This is a genomic window from Burkholderia sp. COPS, assembly GCF_019425585.1.
GTDB classification, from domain to species: Bacteria; Pseudomonadota; Gammaproteobacteria; order Burkholderiales; family Burkholderiaceae; genus Burkholderia; species Burkholderia cepacia.
This window is the reverse complement of record NZ_WIXR01000016.1, coordinates 187,171-207,158: the sequence shown is the minus strand read 5'-3', so window position 1 is coordinate 207,158 and position 19,988 is coordinate 187,171. Positions and strand designations below refer to the sequence as shown.

At 67.2% G+C, this 19,988-nt stretch carries 18 protein-coding genes; 5 read left to right on the top strand and 13 right to left on the bottom strand.

Annotation, left to right across the window (positions count from 1 at the left end; all coding sequences use genetic code 11):
* Positions 1-68: 68 nt before the first annotated feature.
* From FOZ70_RS15930 to FOZ70_RS15920, 3 genes are read right to left on the bottom strand one after another with little or no spacing between them, the layout of a single operon-like run.
* Entirely contained in the window at positions 69-1,091 is a 1,023-nt protein-coding gene (locus tag FOZ70_RS15930; RefSeq protein WP_219706224.1) for a histone deacetylase family protein, read from the bottom strand.
* Positions 1,092-1,140: 49 nt separating this feature from the next.
* Positions 1,141-2,412 (bottom strand): Zn-dependent hydrolase, encoded by a 1,272-nt coding sequence (locus FOZ70_RS15925; RefSeq protein ID WP_060221633.1) that lies wholly within the window; start codon positions 2,410-2,412, stop codon positions 1,141-1,143.
* Positions 2,413-2,443: 31 nt separating this feature from the next.
* Positions 2,444-3,754, bottom strand: coding sequence for an MFS transporter (locus FOZ70_RS15920; protein WP_021159544.1), 1,311 nt, complete (start codon positions 3,752-3,754; stop codon positions 2,444-2,446).
* Positions 3,755-3,942: 188 nt separating this feature from the next.
* Between FOZ70_RS15920 and FOZ70_RS15915 the strand changes: the two genes are divergently transcribed.
* Positions 3,943-4,899 carry a LysR family transcriptional regulator gene (locus tag FOZ70_RS15915; RefSeq protein WP_027787919.1) on the top strand — a complete coding sequence of 319 codons (957 nt, stop codon included), beginning with the start codon at positions 3,943-3,945 and terminating at the stop codon, positions 4,897-4,899.
* Between the two features lie 58 nt (positions 4,900-4,957).
* Here FOZ70_RS15915 and FOZ70_RS15910 read toward each other — a convergent pair whose 3' ends face one another.
* The 5 genes from FOZ70_RS15910 to speB all read right to left on the bottom strand — a co-directional run bounded on the left by FOZ70_RS15910 (position 4,958) and on the right by speB (position 10,159).
* Positions 4,958-6,028 carry a porin gene (locus FOZ70_RS15910; protein ID WP_219706223.1) on the bottom strand — a complete coding sequence of 357 codons (1,071 nt, stop codon included), beginning with the start codon at positions 6,026-6,028 and terminating at the stop codon, positions 4,958-4,960.
* 160 nt (positions 6,029-6,188) lie between these two features.
* On the bottom strand, positions 6,189-7,619 hold the full coding sequence (locus tag FOZ70_RS15905) for a cytosine permease (protein ID WP_059590143.1): 1,431 nt from the start codon (positions 7,617-7,619) through the stop codon (positions 6,189-6,191).
* Positions 7,620-7,922: 303 nt separating this feature from the next.
* A complete protein-coding gene (locus FOZ70_RS15900; protein ID WP_021159549.1) occupies positions 7,923-8,600 on the bottom strand; it encodes an SOS response-associated peptidase family protein in 678 nt (225 codons plus the stop codon).
* 136 nt (positions 8,601-8,736) lie between these two features.
* Positions 8,737-9,201, bottom strand: a complete 465-nt coding sequence (locus FOZ70_RS15895; protein WP_219706222.1) for a GNAT family N-acetyltransferase — start codon at positions 9,199-9,201, stop codon at positions 8,737-8,739.
* Complete coding sequence (speB, locus tag FOZ70_RS15890) at positions 9,194-10,159, bottom strand: agmatinase (protein WP_219706221.1); 966 nt, start codon at positions 10,157-10,159, stop codon at positions 9,194-9,196. Before speB ends, FOZ70_RS15895 begins: the two co-directional genes overlap by 8 nt.
* Positions 10,160-10,286: 127 nt before the next feature.
* On the opposite strand from speB, the gene FOZ70_RS15885 reads away from it, so the two are divergent.
* A complete protein-coding gene (locus tag FOZ70_RS15885) occupies positions 10,287-11,204 on the top strand; it encodes a LysR family transcriptional regulator (RefSeq protein ID WP_219706220.1) in 918 nt (305 codons plus the stop codon).
* Positions 11,205-11,231: 27 nt separating this feature from the next.
* On the opposite strand, the gene FOZ70_RS15880 is transcribed toward FOZ70_RS15885, so the two are convergent.
* Positions 11,232-11,861, bottom strand: a complete 630-nt coding sequence (locus tag FOZ70_RS15880) for an NAD(P)H-binding protein (protein WP_219706219.1) — start codon at positions 11,859-11,861, stop codon at positions 11,232-11,234.
* Between the two features lie 167 nt (positions 11,862-12,028).
* On the opposite strand from FOZ70_RS15880, the gene FOZ70_RS15875 reads away from it, so the two are divergent.
* Positions 12,029-12,334, top strand: coding sequence for a hypothetical protein (locus FOZ70_RS15875; RefSeq protein ID WP_021159554.1), 306 nt, complete (start codon positions 12,029-12,031; stop codon positions 12,332-12,334).
* A gap of 36 nt (positions 12,335-12,370) precedes the next feature.
* On the opposite strand, the gene FOZ70_RS15870 is transcribed toward FOZ70_RS15875, so the two are convergent.
* The 4 genes from FOZ70_RS15870 to FOZ70_RS15855 all read right to left on the bottom strand — a co-directional run bounded on the left by FOZ70_RS15870 (position 12,371) and on the right by FOZ70_RS15855 (position 17,033).
* Complete coding sequence (locus tag FOZ70_RS15870) at positions 12,371-13,435, bottom strand: porin (protein WP_042975093.1); 1,065 nt, start codon at positions 13,433-13,435, stop codon at positions 12,371-12,373.
* Between the two features lie 237 nt (positions 13,436-13,672).
* A complete protein-coding gene (locus FOZ70_RS15865) occupies positions 13,673-15,124 on the bottom strand; it encodes an aldehyde dehydrogenase family protein (RefSeq protein WP_219706218.1) in 1,452 nt (483 codons plus the stop codon).
* A 28-nt stretch (positions 15,125-15,152) separates the two neighbouring features.
* Positions 15,153-15,950 (bottom strand): class II aldolase/adducin family protein, encoded by a 798-nt coding sequence (locus tag FOZ70_RS15860; RefSeq protein WP_021159557.1) that lies wholly within the window; start codon positions 15,948-15,950, stop codon positions 15,153-15,155.
* 141 nt (positions 15,951-16,091) lie between these two features.
* The gene (locus FOZ70_RS15855; RefSeq protein WP_021159558.1) at positions 16,092-17,033 is read right to left on the bottom strand and encodes a LysR family transcriptional regulator; all 942 of its coding nucleotides are present in this window, start codon (positions 17,031-17,033) and stop codon (positions 16,092-16,094) included.
* A 226-nt stretch (positions 17,034-17,259) separates the two neighbouring features.
* Between FOZ70_RS15855 and FOZ70_RS15850 the strand changes: the two genes are divergently transcribed.
* Together FOZ70_RS15850 and FOZ70_RS15845 are read left to right on the top strand one after the other, a co-directional pair.
* Entirely contained in the window at positions 17,260-18,930 is a 1,671-nt protein-coding gene (locus FOZ70_RS15850) for a GMC family oxidoreductase N-terminal domain-containing protein (RefSeq protein ID WP_021159560.1), read from the top strand.
* Between the two features lie 66 nt (positions 18,931-18,996).
* Complete coding sequence (locus tag FOZ70_RS15845) at positions 18,997-19,944, top strand: MBL fold metallo-hydrolase (RefSeq protein ID WP_021159561.1); 948 nt, start codon at positions 18,997-18,999, stop codon at positions 19,942-19,944.
* Positions 19,945-19,988 lie beyond the last annotated feature (44 nt).

The following is a 19,988-nucleotide window of genomic DNA, read 5'->3' as shown; positions in this document are numbered from 1 at the left end:
CGCGAATTATCGGCATGCGCGCGGAAAACCTCAATCCGCACGCATGCGGTCGAGCCTCGCCGCGCCGGTCAGCGCGCGGCGGCGAACCCGCCGAAGAACGCACGCGCGTTGGCGTCGAGGCTTTCGAGGTGATAACCGCCTTCCTGCACGATCACCGTCGGCAACCCGAGTGCGCCGATGGCCCCGCCGAGCCGGCCGAAACCGTTGGTCGTGACGGCAACCTGCGATTGCGGATCGTCCTTGTAGATATCGAAGCCGAGCGCGAGCACGAGCGCATCGGGCTGGAACCGCGCGAGCGCGCGCAGCGCGTCGTCAAGCCGCTCGAAGAACGCCGACTCGGGCGCGCCGTGCGGCATCGGCAGGTTGAGGTTGAAACCGTCGCCGGCGCCCGCGCCCGTCTCTTCCTCGTAACCCGCGACGACCGGGTAGAAGTTGGTCGGGTCGCCGTGGATCGACACGTACAGCACGTCGTCGCGGCCGTAGAAGATCTCCTGCACGCCCTGCCCGTGATGCATGTCGGTGTCGAGGATCGCGACCCGGCGATGGCGGCCGAGCAGCGACTGCGCGGCGATCGCCGCATTGTTCAGGTAGCAGAAGCCGCCGGCCGCGTCGCGGCGCGCGTGATGGCCGGGCGGCCGGCACAGTGCGTACGCGTCGCGTGCGCCGTCGTTGACGTCGGCCGCAGCCGCCAGCGCACTCTGCGCGGACCAGTACGCGGCGCGCCACGTGTTCGCACCGACCGGGCAACTGCCGTCGGCGAGATAGCGCGCGGCCTTCGCGAGCACGCCGCGCAGCGGGTTCGGGTCCCGCACGAACACGTTCGACATCACTTCGTCGCCCCAGTCGTCGGGCATCCGCTTCCAGTCGCGGTGCGCTTCTTCCAGAAAGCGCAGGTAGTTCACGTCGTGCACGGCCGCGATCGGCGCGGTGCCGCGGTCAGCCGGCTCGCGTACGTCGAAGTCGAGCGACCGGACGGCCGCGACGAGCCGCGCCGCGCGCTCGGGCACTTCCTGCGGCTCGCGCATCCGGCCGCGCGACAGGTAGCTGCGCGGATGGTGCAGCAGCTGCTCGGGATGGAAATAGGTGTTCATCGTTTGCCCTCGTCGGTTGTTCTGTCTGTCGATCGATTGGTTCGCGGTGTCACGCATCCTGCGTGGCGGCCGCCGCGGCAACGCTCGCCGCGACACCGGCGCGTGCGAGCACCGCATGAAGGAGCACGTTCGTGCCGCGCGTCACGTCGGCAGGCAGGGCGTCCTCGGCTTCGTTGTGCGACAGGCCGTCGACGCACGGGATGAACACCATCGCGGTCGGAACGCGGCGCGCGAGCAGGATCGCGTCGTGCCCGGCGCCGCTGACGATCCGCTCGTTCGTATAGCCGAACGCCGCAGCCGCCTGCGCGGCCAACTCGACGCAGTCGCGATCGAACGGCGTCGCTGGGCTGCGCCAGCAGGTGTCGATCGCGACCTGCACGCCGCGCGCCGCGGCGACACGTGCGCACGCATCGCGCAGTTCGCGCTCCATCGCGTCGACTTGCGCATCGTCGTGATGACGGAGGTCGACCGTGAACGTCACGTCGCCGGCAATGGTGTTGCGCGACGCGTTGCGGATGCCGACCTGCCCGATCGTCGCGAGCCCGCACGGCGCATGACCGGCGACGATCCGTTCGAGTTCGAGCGCCATCTGCGCGCTCGCGAAATACGCGTCCTTGCGATACGGCATCGGTGTCGTGCCCGCATGCGCGGCCACGCCCGTCACCGTCACGTCGAGCCAGCGGATCGCCTGCCCGCCCGTGACGATGCCGATCGTCGTACCGTTGGCCTCCAGCACCGGGCCCTGTTCGATATGCGCTTCGAAGTACGCGTCGACCGCGCCGCCCGTCGCGCGTGCGCCGCGATAACCGCAGGCGTCCAGTGCCGCGCCGAGCGTGATGCCGTCGGCGTCCTGCTTCGCGAGCGCATCGTCGAGCGGCAACGCGCCCGTGAACACAGCCGAGCCGAGCATCGCCGGCGCGAAGCGCGCGCCCTCCTCGTTGGTCCACGACACGATTTCCAGCGGCTTGCCGGTCGCGATGCCTGCGTCGTTCAGCGTGCGCACGAGCTCGAGCGCGGCGAGCACGCCGTACACGCCGTCGAACCGGCCGCCTTCGGGCTGCGTATCGAGATGACTGCCGATCAGCACCGGCGCGGCCTGCGGATCGACGCCGTCGCGCCGCGCGAACAGGTTGCCGACCGCGTCGACGCTCACCGTCATCCCCGCGTCGCGGCACCACTGCGCGAACAGGTCGCGCCCGCGACGATCGTCGTCGGTGAGCGCCAGGCGCCGCACGCCGCCGCGAGGCGTCGCGCCGACGCGCGCCATGTCCGCCAGGCTCTGCCACAAGCGGGCGCCGTCGATTTCCAGCAGGTCTTTCATGTGCACTCCGGATGAATTCGTTCGTTGAGGGTCACTGCGAGCCGAGCGCTTCGGCGGCGGCCGGCCGCGCGGCGCGGCGTGCGTCGATCGCGACGATGGAGAGCAGCGAGACGCCGGCCAGGCACGTGTAGAACACCGCGAGCGGCCACCACTGGCCCGCGAAGCGATGCGCGAGCCATGTGCCGACGAGCGGCGTCAGCCCGCCCGCGATCGCGCCGCAGATCTGGTAAGCCAGCGAGATCGCCGAATAGCGCACGTGCGCAGGAAACACGTCGCTCACGAAACCCGCGATCACCGAATAGAAGCCGGCCATGCAGACCACCGCGAGCGCGATGCCGGCAATCAGCGACGCGGACGTGCCGCCCTGCACGAGCATGAACATCGGATACGGCGACAGCATCGCGAGCAGCGCCGCGAGTTTCAGGAAGCGCGCGCCGCCGATGCGCTCGGCGATCCACGCGGCGACCGGCTGCGCGAAGAACTGGATGATCGCGACCGCGAACAGGCTGTCGAGGATCAGCGATCGCGAGACGCCGACGTACTGCGTCGTGTACGCGATCATGAACGTATTCGTGAAATAGACGCCCGCGATGCCGATCGTGTTCGCGCCGATGCAAAGGAACACGAGCCCCGACGCCGAGCGGAACACTTCCGCAACCGGCAGCTTCACCGTGCGGTTGGTTTCCTTCACGCGCGCGAATTCCGGCGACTCGTTCACGCCGAGCCGGATCAGGATGCCGACCACGAGCAGCACCGAACTCGCGAGAAACGGCAGGCGCCAGCCCCACGCGAGGAAGTCCGCCTTGTCCATCGACGTGACCGCGCGGAACGCGATCAGCGACAGGATCAGCCCGGCCGGGCTGCCGAGCTGCGCGAACGACGCGAAGAACGTGCGGCGCCCCTGCGGCGCATGCTCGCCCGCCATCAGCACCGCGCCGCCCCATTCGCCGCCGACCGCGATCCCCTGCACCACGCGCAGCGCGACGAGCAGCACCGGCGCGAGCAGGCCGACCGTCGAATAATCGGGCAGCAGCCCGACGCAGACGGTCGCGACGCCCATCATCATCAGCGTCGTCATCAGCGCCTTCTTGCGGCCGATGCGATCGCCGAGGTGCCCGAAGATCACGCCGCCGAGCGGCCGCGCGAAGAAGCCGACCGCGAACGTCGCGAACGACGCCATCGTGCTGACGAAGCGGTCATGCGACGGGAAGTAGAGTTCGCCGAACACGAGCGCGGCGGCGGTCGCGTAGATGTAGAAGTCGTACCACTCGATCATCGTGCCGATGAACGCGGCCGTCGCGGCGCGTCCCGGCTGGCGGGCGGAAGGAAGGGACTGGGTCATGCGGGCTCCTGACGCGCGCCGCTGCGGCGCGACACGCAATATCGTGGACGGCCGTCTGTCGCGGCCTTGCGCCGCACGCTGCGGCGCCCCTCCTTTATCGGCGACCGCAAATCATTAGTCAAATTTCAAGTTATTATTCGCCGTATAAATTCAACTAATGCCCGCCCGACGCCTCGCCCGGAGACCCGATGCGCCCCGACCTCGCCCCGTTCCTGAACGACCGTCTCGACTGGAACCTGTTGCGCACCTACCTCGTCATCGTGCAGGAGCGCAGCGTGAGCCGCGCGGCCGCGCGCCTGCACGTGACGCAGCCGGCCGTGAGCCAGGCATTGCGGCGGCTCGAGGACACGCTCGAACGCAAGCTGATCGAGCGGCGCGGCACGCACTTCGCGACGACGCCGGCGGGCGAAGCCGTGTACCGGATCGCGAGCGACATCTACGGCGGCATCTCGCGCCTCGAGACCGAAATCGACGACAGCACGGCCGACCTGACCGGCTCGATCCGGCTGCTAACGGTGAGCCGCATCGAGTCGCCCGTCTACGACGAATTCCTCGCGGAATTCCATCGCGCGTATCCGCGCATCGACCTGCAGATCGAGGTGATGCGCTCGTCGGACATCCTTTCTTCGCTGCTGCAGAAAACCGCCACGGCCGGGCTCGGCCTGTGCCGCACGCCGCACGACAAGCTGGAGATGCGCTGCTTCCTGCGCCAGCGTTATGCGATCTACTGCGGCCGCCATCACCGGCTATTCGGGCAGACACAACTGCGCATGGACGATCTGCTCGCCGAGAATTTCGTGTCGTTCACGAGCGACCAGATCGGCGACAGCCTGTCGCCGCTCACCGTGTTTCGCGACCAGAAGGGTTTCACGGGGCGTATCGTCGCATCGTCGCCGAGCCTCGAGGAAGTGCGGCGGCTGATCTTCGCGGGTTACGGGATCGGCTGCCTGCCCGAACACATCGTGCGCGACGACATCGCCCAGCAGCGACTGTGGCGGCTGCCGCCCGACGAAGGGCTCGTCGACGTCGACGTGTTCCTGCTGTGGCATCGCGATCGCAAGATGAACGCGGCCGAGCACGCGTTTCTCGACGCGATGGAGCGCTGCATGCAGCGCCATTCGCTTGCGGAGCGGCTGGGGAAGTAACGGCGCGAGCGCGCCGGAGGAAAGCGCCGGGCGCACCCGGCCCGGCGCGTCGGCAACGTCAGAAGCGATGCACGATGCCGAGCTGCACGCCGCGCGCATTCGCGCCCGGATACGCGAGCGGCAGGCCGGGGTTCGCCGCACCGGCGAGCGTGTAGCCGGCCTGGTTGCGGTTGCGCAGGTACGACAGCGCGCCGTAGAAGCTCGTGCGCTTCGACAGGTCGTACTCGTACATCAGCCCGAGCTGGTCCGCATTGTTGCCTTGCGACGACTGGTCGTGCAGATACGCGTAGCCGAGCGCCACGTAGTTCGCCGGATTGAACTGGTATTTGACCGACAGCCCGTACACGCGCGAATCGATGCCGAGATCGGCCCACTTCACCGCGGAAAAACCGCCGTACACGGTCGCCCTGCCGATCTCGTACGATGCACCGGCCATGATCGTACGATCGGTCGTGGTCGCCGTCGCGTTCTTCAGCCACTGGCCCGCGACGAACGCACCGAACGGCCCGTGTTCGTAAGTCAGGTCGAACTGCCGGCTGGCGCCCGCCGAGCGCACGCCGCCCGCGTCGCCGAACCCGAAGTACAGACCGCCCTGGAAACCGGCGATCTCCGGGCTCTGGTACGACAGCGTATTGCTGGTGCGGAACGCGAACACGGTCAGGTTGTCCATGCCGGACGCCTGCGTGACACCGCCGAACGCATCCTGCCCGCCCTGGTCGTTGAACAGCGGCGAATTCTGGCGGCCCGCGCGCACCTTGCCCCACTGCCCCGCGATGCCGACCCACGCCTGCCGGTTGAACAGGCTGCCCGAACTCGCCAGCGAGCCGTCGTTCGGGTTGAAGCCGTTCTCCAGCGCGAACTCGATCTTCTGCCCGCCGCCGATATCCTCGCCGCCCTTCAGCCCGAACCGGCTGCCCCACTGGCCGCCCGAACCGATCGCCGCCGTATAGCCGTTGCCCGTGTTCACGTACTGCGCGAACTCGTCGATCACGCCGTACAGCGTGACGCCGTCCTGCGCGAGCGCCGCGCCCGATCCGGCGGCGCACGCCGCCGCCACCGTCACGCGAAGACCGGCGTGCACCATCCGCGCCCGGGCATCGCTGCCGCGGGCTGTCATTTTCTTAGTCATACTATTCAATGGCCTGAGAATGAAACGACACCGCGCGCGGCAGCCGCGCCGCGCCGGCATCGTCGAAAGGGAAACGTGTGGAAGAACCCGGCGCAGGCAGCGCCCGGCTCGCGCAGCAATCAGGCCGGCAGCCGGCCGGCCCGATGCGCGTGACGTGTCGTCAGTGGTGAACTTCGCCGCGTTCGAGCGGCAGGATCAGGCGCTCGGGAATGCTGCGGCGCGACGCGCGCGCGCCGATGTAATACAGCACGGCCGGCACGATCAGGCCGAGGATCCACGAGATGTCGGTGCCGCCGAGCGCATCGACAAGCGGGCCCGTGTAGATGTGCGTCGACATGAACGGCAACTGCACGAGGATGCCGACCACGTAGATCGTGATCGCCATCACGTTCCAGCGGCCATAGCGGCCGTCCGGATCGGACAGCGCCGGCACGTCGTAGCGCGAGCGCGTGAAGCAGTAGTAATCGACCAGGTTGATCGCGCTCCACGGCGTGAAGAACGCGAGCAGGAACAGGATGAACGCGGTGAATTCCTTCAGGAACGAATGGCGGCCCGCGAGCGCGATGAGCGTGGATACGCAGATCATCCCGAAGATGTACACGAGGCGACTCTTCGACGACACGGCGCCCTTGCCGCGGAAGCCGCTGACGATCGTCGCCATCGACATGAAGCTGCCGTATGCGTTGAGCGCGGTCACCGTCACCTTGCCGAACGCGATGCTGAAGTACAGCAGTGCGGCCACGGCGCCGGTCGAGCCGAGGCCGACGATATACGCCACCTCATGGTGCGCGAACTGGCTGCCGGCCAGTGCGGCCGCGAACACGCCGAACACCATCGCCGCCTGCGCGCCGATCACCGAGCCCAGGCCGACCGCGAGAAACGTCGCGACCGACGACGTCGAGCGCGGCAGGTAACGCGAATAGTCGGCGACGTACGGACCGAACGCGATCTGCCACGACGCGGACAGCGACATCGACAGCAGGAAGCTCGCGAGCGAGAAATGCCGGTTCGCGAGCAGCGCGCCGATGTCGTGGTTCGCGAACAGCTGCGTGAACATGTAGACGAACGCGGCGATGCCGATCACGCTCGCGACCCGGCCGACGGCATGGATCGCGCGATAACCGAACACGGTCAGCACGACGATCACGGCGGCGAACAGCAGGATGCCGGCCGCGTCGTCGACGTGCAGCAGCTGCGCGACGGCCTGCCCGGCCAGGACCGAGCCGCTCGCGGAAAAGCCGATGTACATCAGGCACACGAGCACGATCGGGATCATCGCGCCATAGACGCCGAACTGCACGCGGCTCGAGATCATCTGCGGCAACCCGAGCTGCGGCCCCTGCGCGCCGTGCAGCGCCATCACCGCGCCGCCGACGAACTGGCCGAGCAGCAGCGCGACCAGCGACCAGAACACGTCGCCGCCGAGCACGACGGCGAGCGCGCCCGTGACGATGGCCGTGATCTGCAGGTTGGCCGACAGCCACAGGGTGAACTGGCTCAGCAGGCCGCCGTGGCGCTCGGCGTCGGGAATGAAGTCGATCGAACGGACTTCGATCAGGCCGCCGGCTTTTCCACTGGGATTCGTTGACACGGGCAAATCTCCAAAATACTCAGGATCACAAATGGTTCGAACAAGACGGGAAGCTGCGAGCCGCCCTTTCGGCTCTGCGGGTGCGGGGCGCCGTGGATCGCCGGCATGCGCCACGCACGCACGGTTTGCGCGCTGGCGCGCAAGCGGCACGACGTGTGCCGACATTGCCAGCGGATGATCTTGTATATACAACTTGCGAGATATCGGTGATTACCCGGTATCGGCCGATTTTCGAAATCGTCCGAATAATCGGCACACGTTCGGCCGGTTTGGTCGAAAGCAGGACGTCGGAATAATGAAAGCTCAGGTGCGCGCGGGTGATGCCTGATCGGGTTCGGCCGTCATGTCGTCGGCGGGGAGCAGGTTCAGCATGCGCCGGGCTGCCTCGATATCGCGCACGTGCAGCCACTCGTCGTAATCGTCGCGGCGCAGGATCACGACGCCCCGCTTCTCTTCGCCGGGCCGATGCATCCGCGCGAACAGCGGGTGCGCGTCGGCGTTGACCGTGAGCATCGCCATGCCCACGCGTTCGCGGCCGTCGGCGCCTTCGTAGCGCCGCCAGATGCCGGCGACGCAGCACGGTTGCCAGCCGGCGACGCCGATCCGGTGCCACACGTTTCGACCGGTTTCGTAACAGGGCTCGACGATCCAGCGCACCGGAATCAGGCAGCGCTGGCCGTTGCGCCACGCGGTGCCGTAGAGCCGCGACGCGCCGACCGTTTCCGCCCGCGCGTTCACCGTATCGAGTTTCTTTCTCTTTCGACCGTGCTCGTCGATCCGCTCGGGCTGCATGAATTTCGGCCAGAAACCGAACACGGCCGCGACGACCTCGAGGCCGTCGCCGTCGGCGCGCGCGACCGGCGCCGCGTAGTCGGGATACACGTCGGGTGCCCAGGGGTCGCGGCGGAACAGGTCGCCGATTCCGATCTTCAGTTCGCTGATGCCCGGGTCTTCATCGGGAGCGCGGTAGTGGGTGCACACGGCTCGGTGGACGGTGGATGCAATGTCTCCATCGTAGGTCAGCGCAGGCGCCGCGGTCACGTTATCGCTTGGTATGACGAAACAGTTTTACGAATCGAAGAATCGACGCAGCGCCTCGCGCCTCCGACGCGTGCCGTCATGCGTGCCGCGCGATCCGCAGCGTCAGGATTTCGTCGCCGGCTTCGTCGAGCGTGCCCGTCGGCGTCCAGCCCAGATGCCGGTAGAAGCCGTACGAGCGCGACGCCGGATCGGTCGAGCAGCCGAGAAACAGCGACGTGAAGCCGTTCGCGGCGAACGCGTCGATCACCTGCCGCAGCAGCCGCTTGCCGATCCCCGCCCCCTCGTACTCGGGCAGGATCGCGAGCACGACGATCTCGCCCGATCCGGTGTCGCCGAAGCAGTAGCCGACCATGCGCCCGTTCGCGCAGCAGACCCGGCCCGAGACCAGGCCGTCCCGGATGCCGTCGCCCCAGCTTTCGACGGTGATGCCGAGGTCGCGCAACTGCGCGTCGGTGAATGCGTTCTCGCGCGTCTTGCCGCGCAGTTCGATGCACGCGGCCGCATCGTCGGGAACGGCGTTGCGCCAGGTGAGTTCAGTCATCGTTCGATTTTTCCGTGGCGCGCCGGCGCGACGCATACAGGCAGATCAGCTCCAGCGCGATCGTCGCGCCGGCCAGCGACGTGATTTCCGCATGATCATACGGCGGCGACACTTCAACCACGTCCATGCCGACCAGGTTGATGCCCTCCAGGTGACGCAGGATCTCGAAAGCCTGATGGCTCGACAGCCCGCCCGAGACCGGCGTACCCGTACCCGGCGCGAACGCCGGATCGAGGCAGTCGATGTCGAACGTCAGGTACACGGGATGATCGCCGACCCGGTCGCGAATGCGCGCGGCGATCGCGGCGGGCGTCGACGCATGCACGTGGCGCGCATCCTGGATGTCGAAACCCATCGGCGCGTCGTTGGTCGTCCGGATGCCGACCTGGGCCGACCGTTCGGGCACGACCCATCCTTCCCGCGCCGCGTGATAGAACATCGTCCCGTGATCGATACGCTTGACGTCGTGATCCGGCCACGTGTCGGTGTGTGCATCGAAATGGACGAGCGACAGCGGCCCGTGCACTTTCGCGTGCGCCTTCAGCAGCGGATACGTGATGAAGTGATCGCCGCCGAGCGTCAGCATCGCGCAGCCGCGCGCGAGGATTTGGTCGGCATGCCGCTCGATCGCGCCCGGCACCGATTCGGGCTGCCCGAGATCGAACGCGCAATCGCCGTAGTCGACCGCGGCCAGCACGTCGAACGGATCGAACGACCACGGCCACGGGCGCTCCCACGCGATGCCCGTCGACGCGATCCGCAACCCGCGCGGGCCGAAGCGCGTGCCGGGCCGGTGCGATGCGGCGGAATCGAACGGCACGCCCGTGATCGCGAGGTCGACGCCGTCGAGATCGCGGCTGAAACGCCGGCGCATGAAGCTCGTCGCGCCCGCGAAGGTCGGCTCGGCCTGCGTGCCGTAGAGGCTGTCGCGCGTGAAGGCGAAATCGTTCTGGCTCATCGTCGGATTCCTGTCTGAAGGGGGACGGCCGCGCGGCTGGCGACCTCGTGCCCGATTCTGCCGCCCCGGCATCCGACGAAAAATATGAACTAACATAAGCCAACTTCACGAAATGCGACGTATTGCCATGCTGACCCGCTTGAGAGACATGGATGTGCAGCTGCTGCGGCTCTTTCTGACGATCGTCGAAAGCGGCGGCTTCAGCGCCGCTCAGGGCACGCTCGGCATGGCGCCCTCGACCATCAGCACGCAGATGGCCAAGCTCGAGACGCGTCTCGGGTTCCGGCTGTGCGACCGTGGCAAGAGCGGCTTCCGGCTGACGCCGAAGGGCGAACGCGTGTTGCAGTCGACGCGGCGGCTCCTGCATGCGATGGACGTGTTCACGCGCGATACGCAGCACGTGTCGGGCACGTTGCTCGGCGAGCTGCGTATCGGGCTGTCCGAGCGGCTCGCGCCGGACGTCGTCGAATCGATCGCGGCGGCTGTCGGCAGCTTCCGCGAACGGGCGCCTGATGTACTGCTCGAGATGGTCGCGGTTCCGCCCGACGAACTGGAGCGCAGGCTGCTGAAGGGCGAATTGCAGCTCGCGATCGGCTACTTTTCCGGCCACCAGGCCGGCCTGCACTACGCACCGCTGTTCGTCGAGCACCAGTCGCTGCACTGCGGCGCCCGGCATCCGCTGTTTGCGAAAAAGACCGTGTCGGTCAACGACATCGCGCGCGCAAGCAACGTCGCGCGGCTCTACAAGACGAACACGTCGGGTGCGGCGCTGCGCAACGCGCAGCCGACCGCGTTCTCCGAAAACGTCGACGCCGACGTGATCTTCATCCTGTCCGGCGCGCATGTCGGCTTCCTGCCCGACCATGTCGCGGCGCCGTGGGTCGCCGCCGGGAAGATGCGCCGGCTGCTCGCGAGCAAGCTGAGCCATACGGTGGAATTCCAGCTCGCGACGCCGCGCAACTGCGACGGCGGCGAAGCGCTGGAAGCGTTCACGGCGGCGCTCGCCGAACAGTTCGGCGAGCTCGATGGATGGTCAGGCGAATAATCGGGTACGCGCGCCGCCCGTTGCGCGTCAGGCGAGCCGGTCGGACGCGATGACCTGCACGCCCGGCCGCGCGTCGATCGCCGCGTCGAGCATCGCGCGGGCAATCCGGGACGCGGGATTCACGCGCCACTTCGCCGGCAACACGGGGCGAGCCGCGTTCAACGCGAACACCATCAGCCGCTCGCCGAACCTGAATTCGTCGCGGCTGCCGCCGATCAGCCCGGGCCGCACATACGTGAGCGACGCGAACCCGACGCCGGCGAGCGCCTGCTCGACCTCGCCCTTCACGCGGTTGTAGAAGATGCTCGATGCCGGGTCCGCACCGAGTGCGGAATTCAGGACGTAGGCCGGGGTGCCGTGGCGGTACGCGAGCCGCGCGACCGCGAGCGGATAGTCGTGGTCGACGCGCCGGAACGCCGCCTTCGAGCCGGCGGCCCGCATCGTGGTGCCGAGCGTGCAGATCACGGCATCGGCATGCCACCAGTCGGCCGCGTCGGGCAGATGATCGAAATCGACCTCGAGCGCGCGCATCTTCGGGTGCGGCGACAACGGGCGGCGCGCGAGGACGATCACCTGATCGACCCGCGCATCGGCGAGCGCGACTTCGAGGACGTGACGCCCGACGAGTCCGGTCGCGCCGACGAGCAGCAATTTCATGTCCGGTTCTTCCGTGTGGAGCCTGCGTTGGCGGAGCGGGAACGCCCCGGTTTCCGGCTTCCCACATGATCGTCGGCCGACTCGGCGCCGACAAGCGCCCAACATCTCGAAAAGTTACAGGCCGTGCTCATTTCCTGTCTCTGACTTGACGCGGCACGACTCCCGCCATGCTTCGTCGACGCTTCATTTCCGCGCACATTCGAAATTTTTATCGCATCAAAGCGCTCGAAATTGATATTTATTCGACTCGAGCCGGAAGATTTCGCCGTCTGCCCCGCGTCCTGCTCACGCAACCGGCCGCGGACCGCTGGACGCCGCTGCACCTGAGCGAGCCGTTCCTCGCGTGCATTCGCCGCGTGCCGGTCAAGGTGACGAAGCTGGAGAACACGGGTCGCTATCCGATCGAGCAGCCCGGGCTGCCGCAGATGGTCGCTGCGATCGATGCGTTCTGTCGCGACGTGACGGCGCAATGACATCCGCCAGCCGGCAGGATGACGAGCGCCACCCGCCTAGAACACCGTTCGAACGCCGACGCGCAACACGGTCTGCCGCGCGCCCGACGACGCCGTGAACGTGCCGCATACCGACGCGATCACGTCCTCGCCGCCGCTCGCCTGCTGATACACGGCACTCATGTAGACGTCGGTTTTCTTCGACAGCAGGTAATCGAGCGTGATGCCGACCTGGTTCGAATGATTGCCGGCCAGTTGCCGGTTGCCTTTCGCGTAAAGATAGTTCGCGTACGTGAACAGGTCCGGCGCGAACCGGTACAAGCCGCCGATCTCGTAGGTATCGACGTGCGCGCCGGTCGACGTGTTGCGCGTATTCACGTACAGCGCGTCGAGCGCGAAGTCGCCGAATGCGTAGCGGCCGCCCGCGCCGGCGTTGCGGATACCGAGGTGCCCGTTGTCGATCCCTTCCTGCTTCGAATACGTGTAGGCCGCATCCAGCCGCAACGACCCGTTGTCGTAGGACCCGCCGAAGCTCGACAGGTTGTTGGTGCCGGTCTGCCCGGCGATGTTGCTGAAGCCGTACATCGCGCCGAACCGGAGCCCGCCATAGTACGCCGACGTGAACTTGATCGCATTCGGCGTCGCGCTCCCGCCGGCGATGCGTGTGTAGTCGAAGGTGCCGAGCGCGGCGCCCAGCTTCGAGAACGGGCCGCCCGGCAACTGGTACAGGCTGACATAGGAAATCTCGTGCCCCCAGCGATGCAGCGACAGTTCGTCGAACATGTAGTCGAACTGCCTGCCGAGCGTCACGGTTCCGTACGGCGTGACGATGCCGACATAGGATTCACGCCCGGACAGCGCCCCGCCGCGCACCGTGCCGCTGTTGAGATCAGGCTGCGACGCCATGAAGACGAGCGCCTGGACTCCGCCGCCGAGATCCTCGACCGTGCGAATCCCGAGCAGGTTCGGCGCCTGGATGCCGGACATCGCCCGCACGAGCGACTTGCCGCCCGCATTGCTCACGTACGAGATGCCGTTGTCGACGATGCCGAACAGCGTCACCGAACTCTGCGCGTGCGCGTGGCACGACACCGTCGCCAGCGCGACGGCCATTGCCTTCATTCTCACGGATACTGTCTCCAATCCATCGATGATCGACGCGCCGGTCGCATGCGTATCTTCCATGTGCCGGTCGTCATTTTTATTAGGAAAACTATTTGATCGACGCGCGCGGGCTTCGTGTGTCCCGCCCGGTGCCTCGCTCCTGCCCGCGTTATCCGGCTTCCATGAGTGGAGAGTGCCCGTCGCCGCCGGCCGCCGCCGTCGATGACGGGCACGGCACGCGGTGAATCGCGCCGTTCACAGCATCACGTTGATGACCTTCTTCTCGACGTAGCTGTACATCTCCTCGATCCCCTCCTCCCGGTCGACGCCGCTGTTCTTGAAACCGCCCCAGGGCACGCCGAGAAAGTGCGTGTTGCTGCCGTTGACGAACACACTGCCCGCGCGGATGCGGCGCGCGGTGTTGAGCGCCTGCCGGATATCGTTGGTCCAGATCGCGGCCGACAGCCCGTATTCCGTGTCGTTGGCCATCGCGACGACTTCGTCGACATCGCGCCATCGCGCGACCGACAGGATCGGGCCGAAGACTTCCTCGCGCCACAGCCGCATCGCCGGCGTGACATCGGCATAGACGGTCGGTTCGACCCAGAAGCCTTTCTCGAATGCGCGCCCGGGCGGGCGACGGCCGCCCGTCATCAGCCGCGCACCGTGCGTCTGCGCCGGATCGAGAAAGCTCATCACGTGTTCGTAGCTCTTGCGCGAGTTGATCGGGCCCATGTCCGTGTCGGGCGACATCGGATCGCCGACGCGGATCGCGGCCACGCGCTCGACGACCCGCGCGAGCACGTCGTCGTAGAGGTCGTCATGAACGAGCAGCCGCGAATTGGATCCGCACGACTGTCCCTGCCACGAGAAATTCATCCCGCGCACCGCGCTTTCGGCGGCCGCGTCCGGATCCGCGTCGGGAAACACGATCATCGGATTCTTGCCGCCCAGCTCGAGCGTCACGTGCTTGACGCCCACCTCCGCCGCACTGCGCTGAATCGCGCGCCCGGTCGGCACGGACCCGATCAGCGCAAGACGTTTCACGTCCGGATGGCGCACCAGCGCATCGCCGACCTCCGCCCCCGTTCCGTTGATGATGTTGAACACGCCGGTCGGCAACGTGTCGCGCGCGACCTCGCCGAGCACGAGCACGGACAACGGCGACGTTTCGGGCGGCTTCACCACGACCGTGTTGCCGGTCACGAGCGCCGACGCGGTACGCGCCGCCGAGAACATCGCCGGGTGATTGAACGCGGCGATCCGGCCGACGACGCCGTACGGCTCGTACACGGTCAAGTGCAGGTGCCGGCCGGTGGCCGGGATCGTCTCGCCGTGCAGCCCGTGCACGAGCCCGGCGTAATAGCGCAGGCTGCGCACCGTCTCGTGCATGCTGGCGAGCGTCGGCGCATAGGTGTTACCGGAATCGAGCACCTCGATGCGCGACAGTTCCTCCGCGCGCTCGAGCAGGCGCTCGCCAAACCCGCGCAGCAACTCGCCGCGCTCCTCGCCGGTGCGCTCGGCCCACGCCGGCCACGCGCGCTGCGCTGCATCGACGGCCCGCGCGACGTCCTTGCGCGAACCGGCCGGCGCCCGGCCGATCGCTTCCTCGGTGGCCGGATTGATCGACTCGACCCACTCGCCGGTCTCGCTTTCGACCAGTTCGCCGTCGATCAGCAAGCGGCCTGTCATCAACTGCTCGTTCATGCTCGTCTCCTCTTTCAGTCGATCGCGGTCAGCGCGCGCCGACGTGTTGCTCGCGCTGTACGCGCTGCTTCCACAGCGCCCACGGGCGCTCGACCTGCGTTTCGATGTTCGCGCACGCGGTCGCGGCTTCCTGCTCGCTGAGATAGACCACGTCGCCCAGTTGCAGCGCCTCGATCTGCATGCGCGCATTCACTTCCGCGTAGACCGCGCGATATACGGCCTGCTTGAGCGTCGGCGCGACCACCGTCGAACCGTGACCGCGCATCAGCACGAACGCCGCACTGCCGAGCCGCCGCGCCAGCGCCGCGCCGAGCGCGTTGTCGCGCACCAGCAGGTCCGTCGCATCGCCTGCCGTCTCGCGGATCTCGAACACGGGCGTTCCCGCGCCGAGAAATCCGCTCATGTGGCACACCGGCCGCAGCGGCGTGCGTTTCGTCACACTGAACGGCAGCACGGTCGGCGAATGGCTGTGCACGATCGCCTGCACGTCCGGACGCGCCTTGTAGATCTCGCCGTGGATGAAGCGCTCGAGATAGACAGCGCGCCCGCCGGCATTGACCGGCACGCCGTCCAGCGTGAATTCGACGATGTCCTGGACGTCGACGGTACCGGGCGCCATGTTGCGCGCGAGCAGGAATCGCTGCGGATCCTTGTCGTGACGGACGCTGACGTGGCCGAAGGCATCTACGATGCCCTGGTCGAACAGGATGCGGTTCGCGCAGACGAGGTCCTCGACGAGCGCGGGATCCGGCGCATCGGCGGGACGCCCGGCGTCGTCCGCATACGCGACGGCGGCGCCGCCGGCTTGAAGATGAAGAGTACACATGGGTCGGCCTGTTTTCGGGTTGACTGGCAGTGCGCAAGTCCGCATCGCGTCTCGATGCGAACCGTCAAGCACCCGGCCAGCTTAGAACCGGGCCGACCATAGGTCTATTAGCTATTGATCGCCGAACAAATAGTCGACCGACTATGAATTCGACAGGTGCGCTACCGTGCCGGGCGACGCGGCATCGAGAATGAATTGCACGAGTTCGGCCTGGAACGCCGAAAAGCGCTTGTCGTCGCGATGCACAAGATAGATCGGTACCTTCATCGACAGATCGGGATGATCGAGCACCACCAGCTCGCGACGCTCGACCTCCGCGCGCACCGCCGACGCGAACATGAAGCTCACCCCGAGGTTCTCGCGCACCACGTGCTTCATCGCTTCCGGATGCCCGAGCTCCATCACGACCTTGCGCTGCTCGAGGCCGCGCTCGCGCAGCAATGCCTCTTCGAGCTCGCGGCGCGGCTGGTTGCGCGGTGTGCTCACGAACGGCACGCGGCGCAGGTCGAGATCGCGGGCCGCCTGCGCGGCCCACGGGCTCGACGCGCCGCACACGAGCAGCAGTTCGTCTTCCCACAGCGGGAGGATCGTGAGCCCGTCGAGATCCTGGTTGGCCGCGATCAGGATGACGGAGAAATCGCAGCCGCCCACGCGCGTCGCATCGACGGCCGCCTGCGGCGTCAGGATCTGCACGGTCACGAGCCCGTCCGGCTGCCGCCGGTGGAAATCGGCGAACAGCGGCGGCAACGCGTACGAGCCGATCGACATCGACGTCGCGACGACCGCGTTGCCCATTTCGCCCTGCTCGAGGCCCGCAAGCTCGCGCTCGACTTCGCGCGTGCGCGTGATGACCTCGGTCGCCCATCGATAGATCCGCTCGCCGGCCTCCGTGAGCGCGATGTTTCGCCCCGCGCGCTTCACGAGCGCATAACCGAGCCGCTTCTCCATGCTGCGCACGTGCGCGGTCACGACCGGCTGCGCGATGCACAGCCGGTCGGCCGCGCGCGTGACGCTGCCGAGCTCGACCACCGTGCAGAACACCTCGAGCTTCTGAAAAGTGAGATACGAATCGAATCCGCGCACAGTCCCCTCGCCCATAGCCAGCCGGGTATCGGATGGCCATGCAATACGTATTGGAAGATATGTTTCAGGTTACGCACAATCGAATGAACCCACAACCGAGAGGCCTGCGTTCAGGCCCACCTGGAGACATCATGGTTCGTTCGACGCCTGTTCCGGCCGGTCGCCACGCCCCGCGTTCGCGGGTTGCGCCGGCCCGCCCGGCCATCACGCATCGCGAGGTGCGGCAATGAAAACCGATACGTTCGACTACGTGATCGTCGGCGCCGGCTCGGCAGGCTGTACACTCGCCTACCGGCTCGGCGAGGATCCGAACGTCCGCATCCTCGTGCTCGAAGCCGGCGAGCAGGATCGTTCGCCGTACATCAAGGTGCCGCTGACGTGGGGCCAGATTCTGAAGAACCGGCTCTTCGACTGGGGCTATTTCACCGAGCCGGAACCCGGCATGGACGGCCGCCGAATCGAGTGCGCGCGCGGCAAGGTGGTGGGCGGTTCGTCGTCGATCAACGGCATGGCTTACGCACGCGGCGCTCGTGAGGATTACGAAGGCTGGGTCGACGAGTTCGGCCTGACGGACTGGTCGTACGACGCCGTGCTCCCGTACTTCAAGCGTTCCGAATCCTGGGAGTGCGGCGAATCGTCGTTGCGCGGCGGGCGCGGCCCGCTGACCGTGATCCGGCTCGACTATCGCGATCCGTTGATCGGCGGCTTCCTCGACGCGACGCGTGCATGCGGATATCCGGAAAACGACGACTACAACGGTGCATCCGTCGAAGGCTTCGGGCCGATGCAGGCCACCATCCGCAACGGCCTGCGCTGCAGCGCCGCGGTCGCCTATCTGCGCCCGGCGCTCGCGCGCGGCAACGTCACGCTCGTGGCCGGGGCGCTCGCCCGGCGAATCGTGCTCGATACCGACCGGGGCACACCCCGCGCCACCGCGATCGAATACCGTCGCGGCGATACCGATTACCGTGCCGACGCGCGCCGCGAGGTCATCCTCTGCGGCGGCGTGATCAACTCGCCGCAACTGCTGATGCTCTCCGGCATCGGCGCGACCGACCACCTGCGCGCTCATGGCATCGGGACGAGGGTCGAACTGCCCGGCGTGGGCGCCAACCTCCACGACCACATCGTGTTCGACCTGCGCTGGAGCCGCAAGGAACCGGGGCCGCTGCACCGGATGATGCGTGCCGACCGCATCGCGTTCGACGTCATGCGCACGCTGGCGGGCGGCAACGGCTTCTCGGGCAAGATCCCCGCCGCCGCGCTCGGGCTGGTTCGAAGCCAGCCGCATCTGCCGCTGCCGGACATTCAGTTGATCCTCGCTGCCGGCGCCATGAACGCCGCGCCGTACTTCGAGCCGTTCAGGCACGCGTATTCCGACTCGTTCGCGATCAAGGGCATTTTCCTCACGCCCGAAAGCCGCGGTCGCGTGTCGCTGAAGTCGGCCGATCCGGCTCAACACGCGCGGATCGAGCAAAACTTCCTCGCCACCGAGAACGATCGCATCGCGGCCCGGGAGATGTTCCGGCGCATGCGCGAAATCGGCGCACAGGCCGGGCTGCGTCCCTTCATCGACGAAGAGGTCGCGCCGGGTGCGCACGTGCAGAGCGATGCCGACGTCGACGCATTCATCCGCCGTATCGCGATCACGCTTCATCACCCGGTCGGCACGTGCCGCATGGGCGCCGACGACGATGCGGCGGCCGTGGTCGATACGCAGATGCGTGTGCGCGGCGTGACCTGCCTGCGTGTAGTCGACGGATCGGCGATCCCGCGCATCATCCGCGGGCCGACCAACGCACTGATCATGATGATGGCCGAACGCGCAGCTGACTTCATGACCGGCAAAGCCGTGCCCGTGCCGCAAGCCCCGGTCCGCGCCACGGCGCCGATGTAGACGATCGTGTCCGGGGCGTCGCGCCACGCCCCGATCCGATTCATTCCAACCATTCAGGAGACACCGATGACCCATTCCTGCGGGCATGCGCATTGTCATGCGCACATCACGAATGCCGAGCCGCATGCTTTCTCCCTCGCGCTCGGCAACGTCGAGATCATCCGGCTGTACGACACGATGCTGCTCGGCGAAACCGCGCAGAGCTGGCTGCCGGATTTCGACCGCGCGCGCGTGGCCGAGCACGAACACTGGCTCGCGCCGACGCACTACGATCCGGAAAGCGGCCGCATCCCGATGCCCGTGCACAGCTGGATCGTGCGTACCGGCCGGCACACGGTGCTGATCGACAGCTGTATTGGCAACCACAAGGATCGGCCCGGCCTGCCGGAAATGCACCGCTTGTCGACGCGCTATCTCGACCGGATGCGCGCACTCGGCATCCAACCCGAGGAAATCGACTACGTGATGTGCAGCCACCTCCACGCCGATCACGTCGGCTGGAACACGCAACTCGTCAACGGCGTCTGGGTACCGACGTTTCCGAACGCGCGCTACGTGATTTCGCAGGTCGAGCACGATCACCTGGTCCGCGCGATCCGTGGCGAAGGCCCGGCAGGGCCGGCGTGGTTCAAGCCGATGTACAACGACAGCGTGCTGCCCGTCATCGAGGCCGGCCAGGCCACGATGTTCGACGACACCTACGAACTCGACGACACGTTCCTGATCCGCCACGCTCCGGGCCACTCGCCGGGCCACGTGCGGATCGAACTGACGTCCCAGGGCTCGCGCGGCGTGTTCAGCGGCGACATGCTGCACTCGCCAATCCAGATCCCGTTCTGGCAATGGAGCAGCAAGGTCTGCGACGACCGCCAGCTCGCCGCGAAAAGCCGCTTCGAACTGCTCGCGCATTGCGTCGAACACGGCGCATTGCTGCTGCCCGGTCACTTCGAGGCGCCGCATGCGGGGCATATCGTCGATACGGGCGGCACGTTCGGCATCGAGTTCCTGCGCTGATGCGCGCATGGCCGCCGCGGCGGCCATGCCTCGAGCGCGGGCGT

Coding starts and splice junctions, on each gene's coding strand:
- FOZ70_RS15930 (WP_219706224.1), bottom strand. CDS start 1,091: ATGAACACCTATTTCCATCCCGAGCAGCTGCTGCACCATCCGCGCAGC.
- FOZ70_RS15925 (WP_060221633.1), bottom strand. CDS start 2,412: ATGAAAGACCTGCTGGAAATCGACGGCGCCCGCTTGTGGCAGAGCCTG.
- FOZ70_RS15920 (WP_021159544.1), bottom strand. CDS start 3,754: ATGACCCAGTCCCTTCCTTCCGCCCGCCAGCCGGGACGCGCCGCGACG.
- FOZ70_RS15915 (WP_027787919.1), top strand. CDS start 3,943: ATGCGCCCCGACCTCGCCCCGTTCCTGAACGACCGTCTCGACTGGAAC.
- FOZ70_RS15910 (WP_219706223.1), bottom strand. CDS start 6,028: ATGACTAAGAAAATGACAGCCCGCGGCAGCGATGCCCGGGCGCGGATG.
- FOZ70_RS15895 (WP_219706222.1), bottom strand. CDS start 9,201: ATGACTGAACTCACCTGGCGCAACGCCGTTCCCGACGATGCGGCCGCG.
- speB (WP_219706221.1), bottom strand. CDS start 10,159: ATGAGCCAGAACGATTTCGCCTTCACGCGCGACAGCCTCTACGGCACG.
- FOZ70_RS15885 (WP_219706220.1), top strand. CDS start 10,287: ATGCTGACCCGCTTGAGAGACATGGATGTGCAGCTGCTGCGGCTCTTT.
- FOZ70_RS15880 (WP_219706219.1), bottom strand. CDS start 11,861: ATGAAATTGCTGCTCGTCGGCGCGACCGGACTCGTCGGGCGTCACGTC.
- FOZ70_RS15875 (WP_021159554.1), top strand. CDS start 12,029: ATGCTTCGTCGACGCTTCATTTCCGCGCACATTCGAAATTTTTATCGC.
- FOZ70_RS15870 (WP_042975093.1), bottom strand. CDS start 13,435: ATGAAGGCAATGGCCGTCGCGCTGGCGACGGTGTCGTGCCACGCGCAC.
- FOZ70_RS15865 (WP_219706218.1), bottom strand. CDS start 15,124: ATGAACGAGCAGTTGATGACAGGCCGCTTGCTGATCGACGGCGAACTG.
- FOZ70_RS15860 (WP_021159557.1), bottom strand. CDS start 15,950: ATGTGTACTCTTCATCTTCAAGCCGGCGGCGCCGCCGTCGCGTATGCG.
- FOZ70_RS15850 (WP_021159560.1), top strand. CDS start 17,260: ATGAAAACCGATACGTTCGACTACGTGATCGTCGGCGCCGGCTCGGCA.
- FOZ70_RS15845 (WP_021159561.1), top strand. CDS start 18,997: ATGACCCATTCCTGCGGGCATGCGCATTGTCATGCGCACATCACGAAT.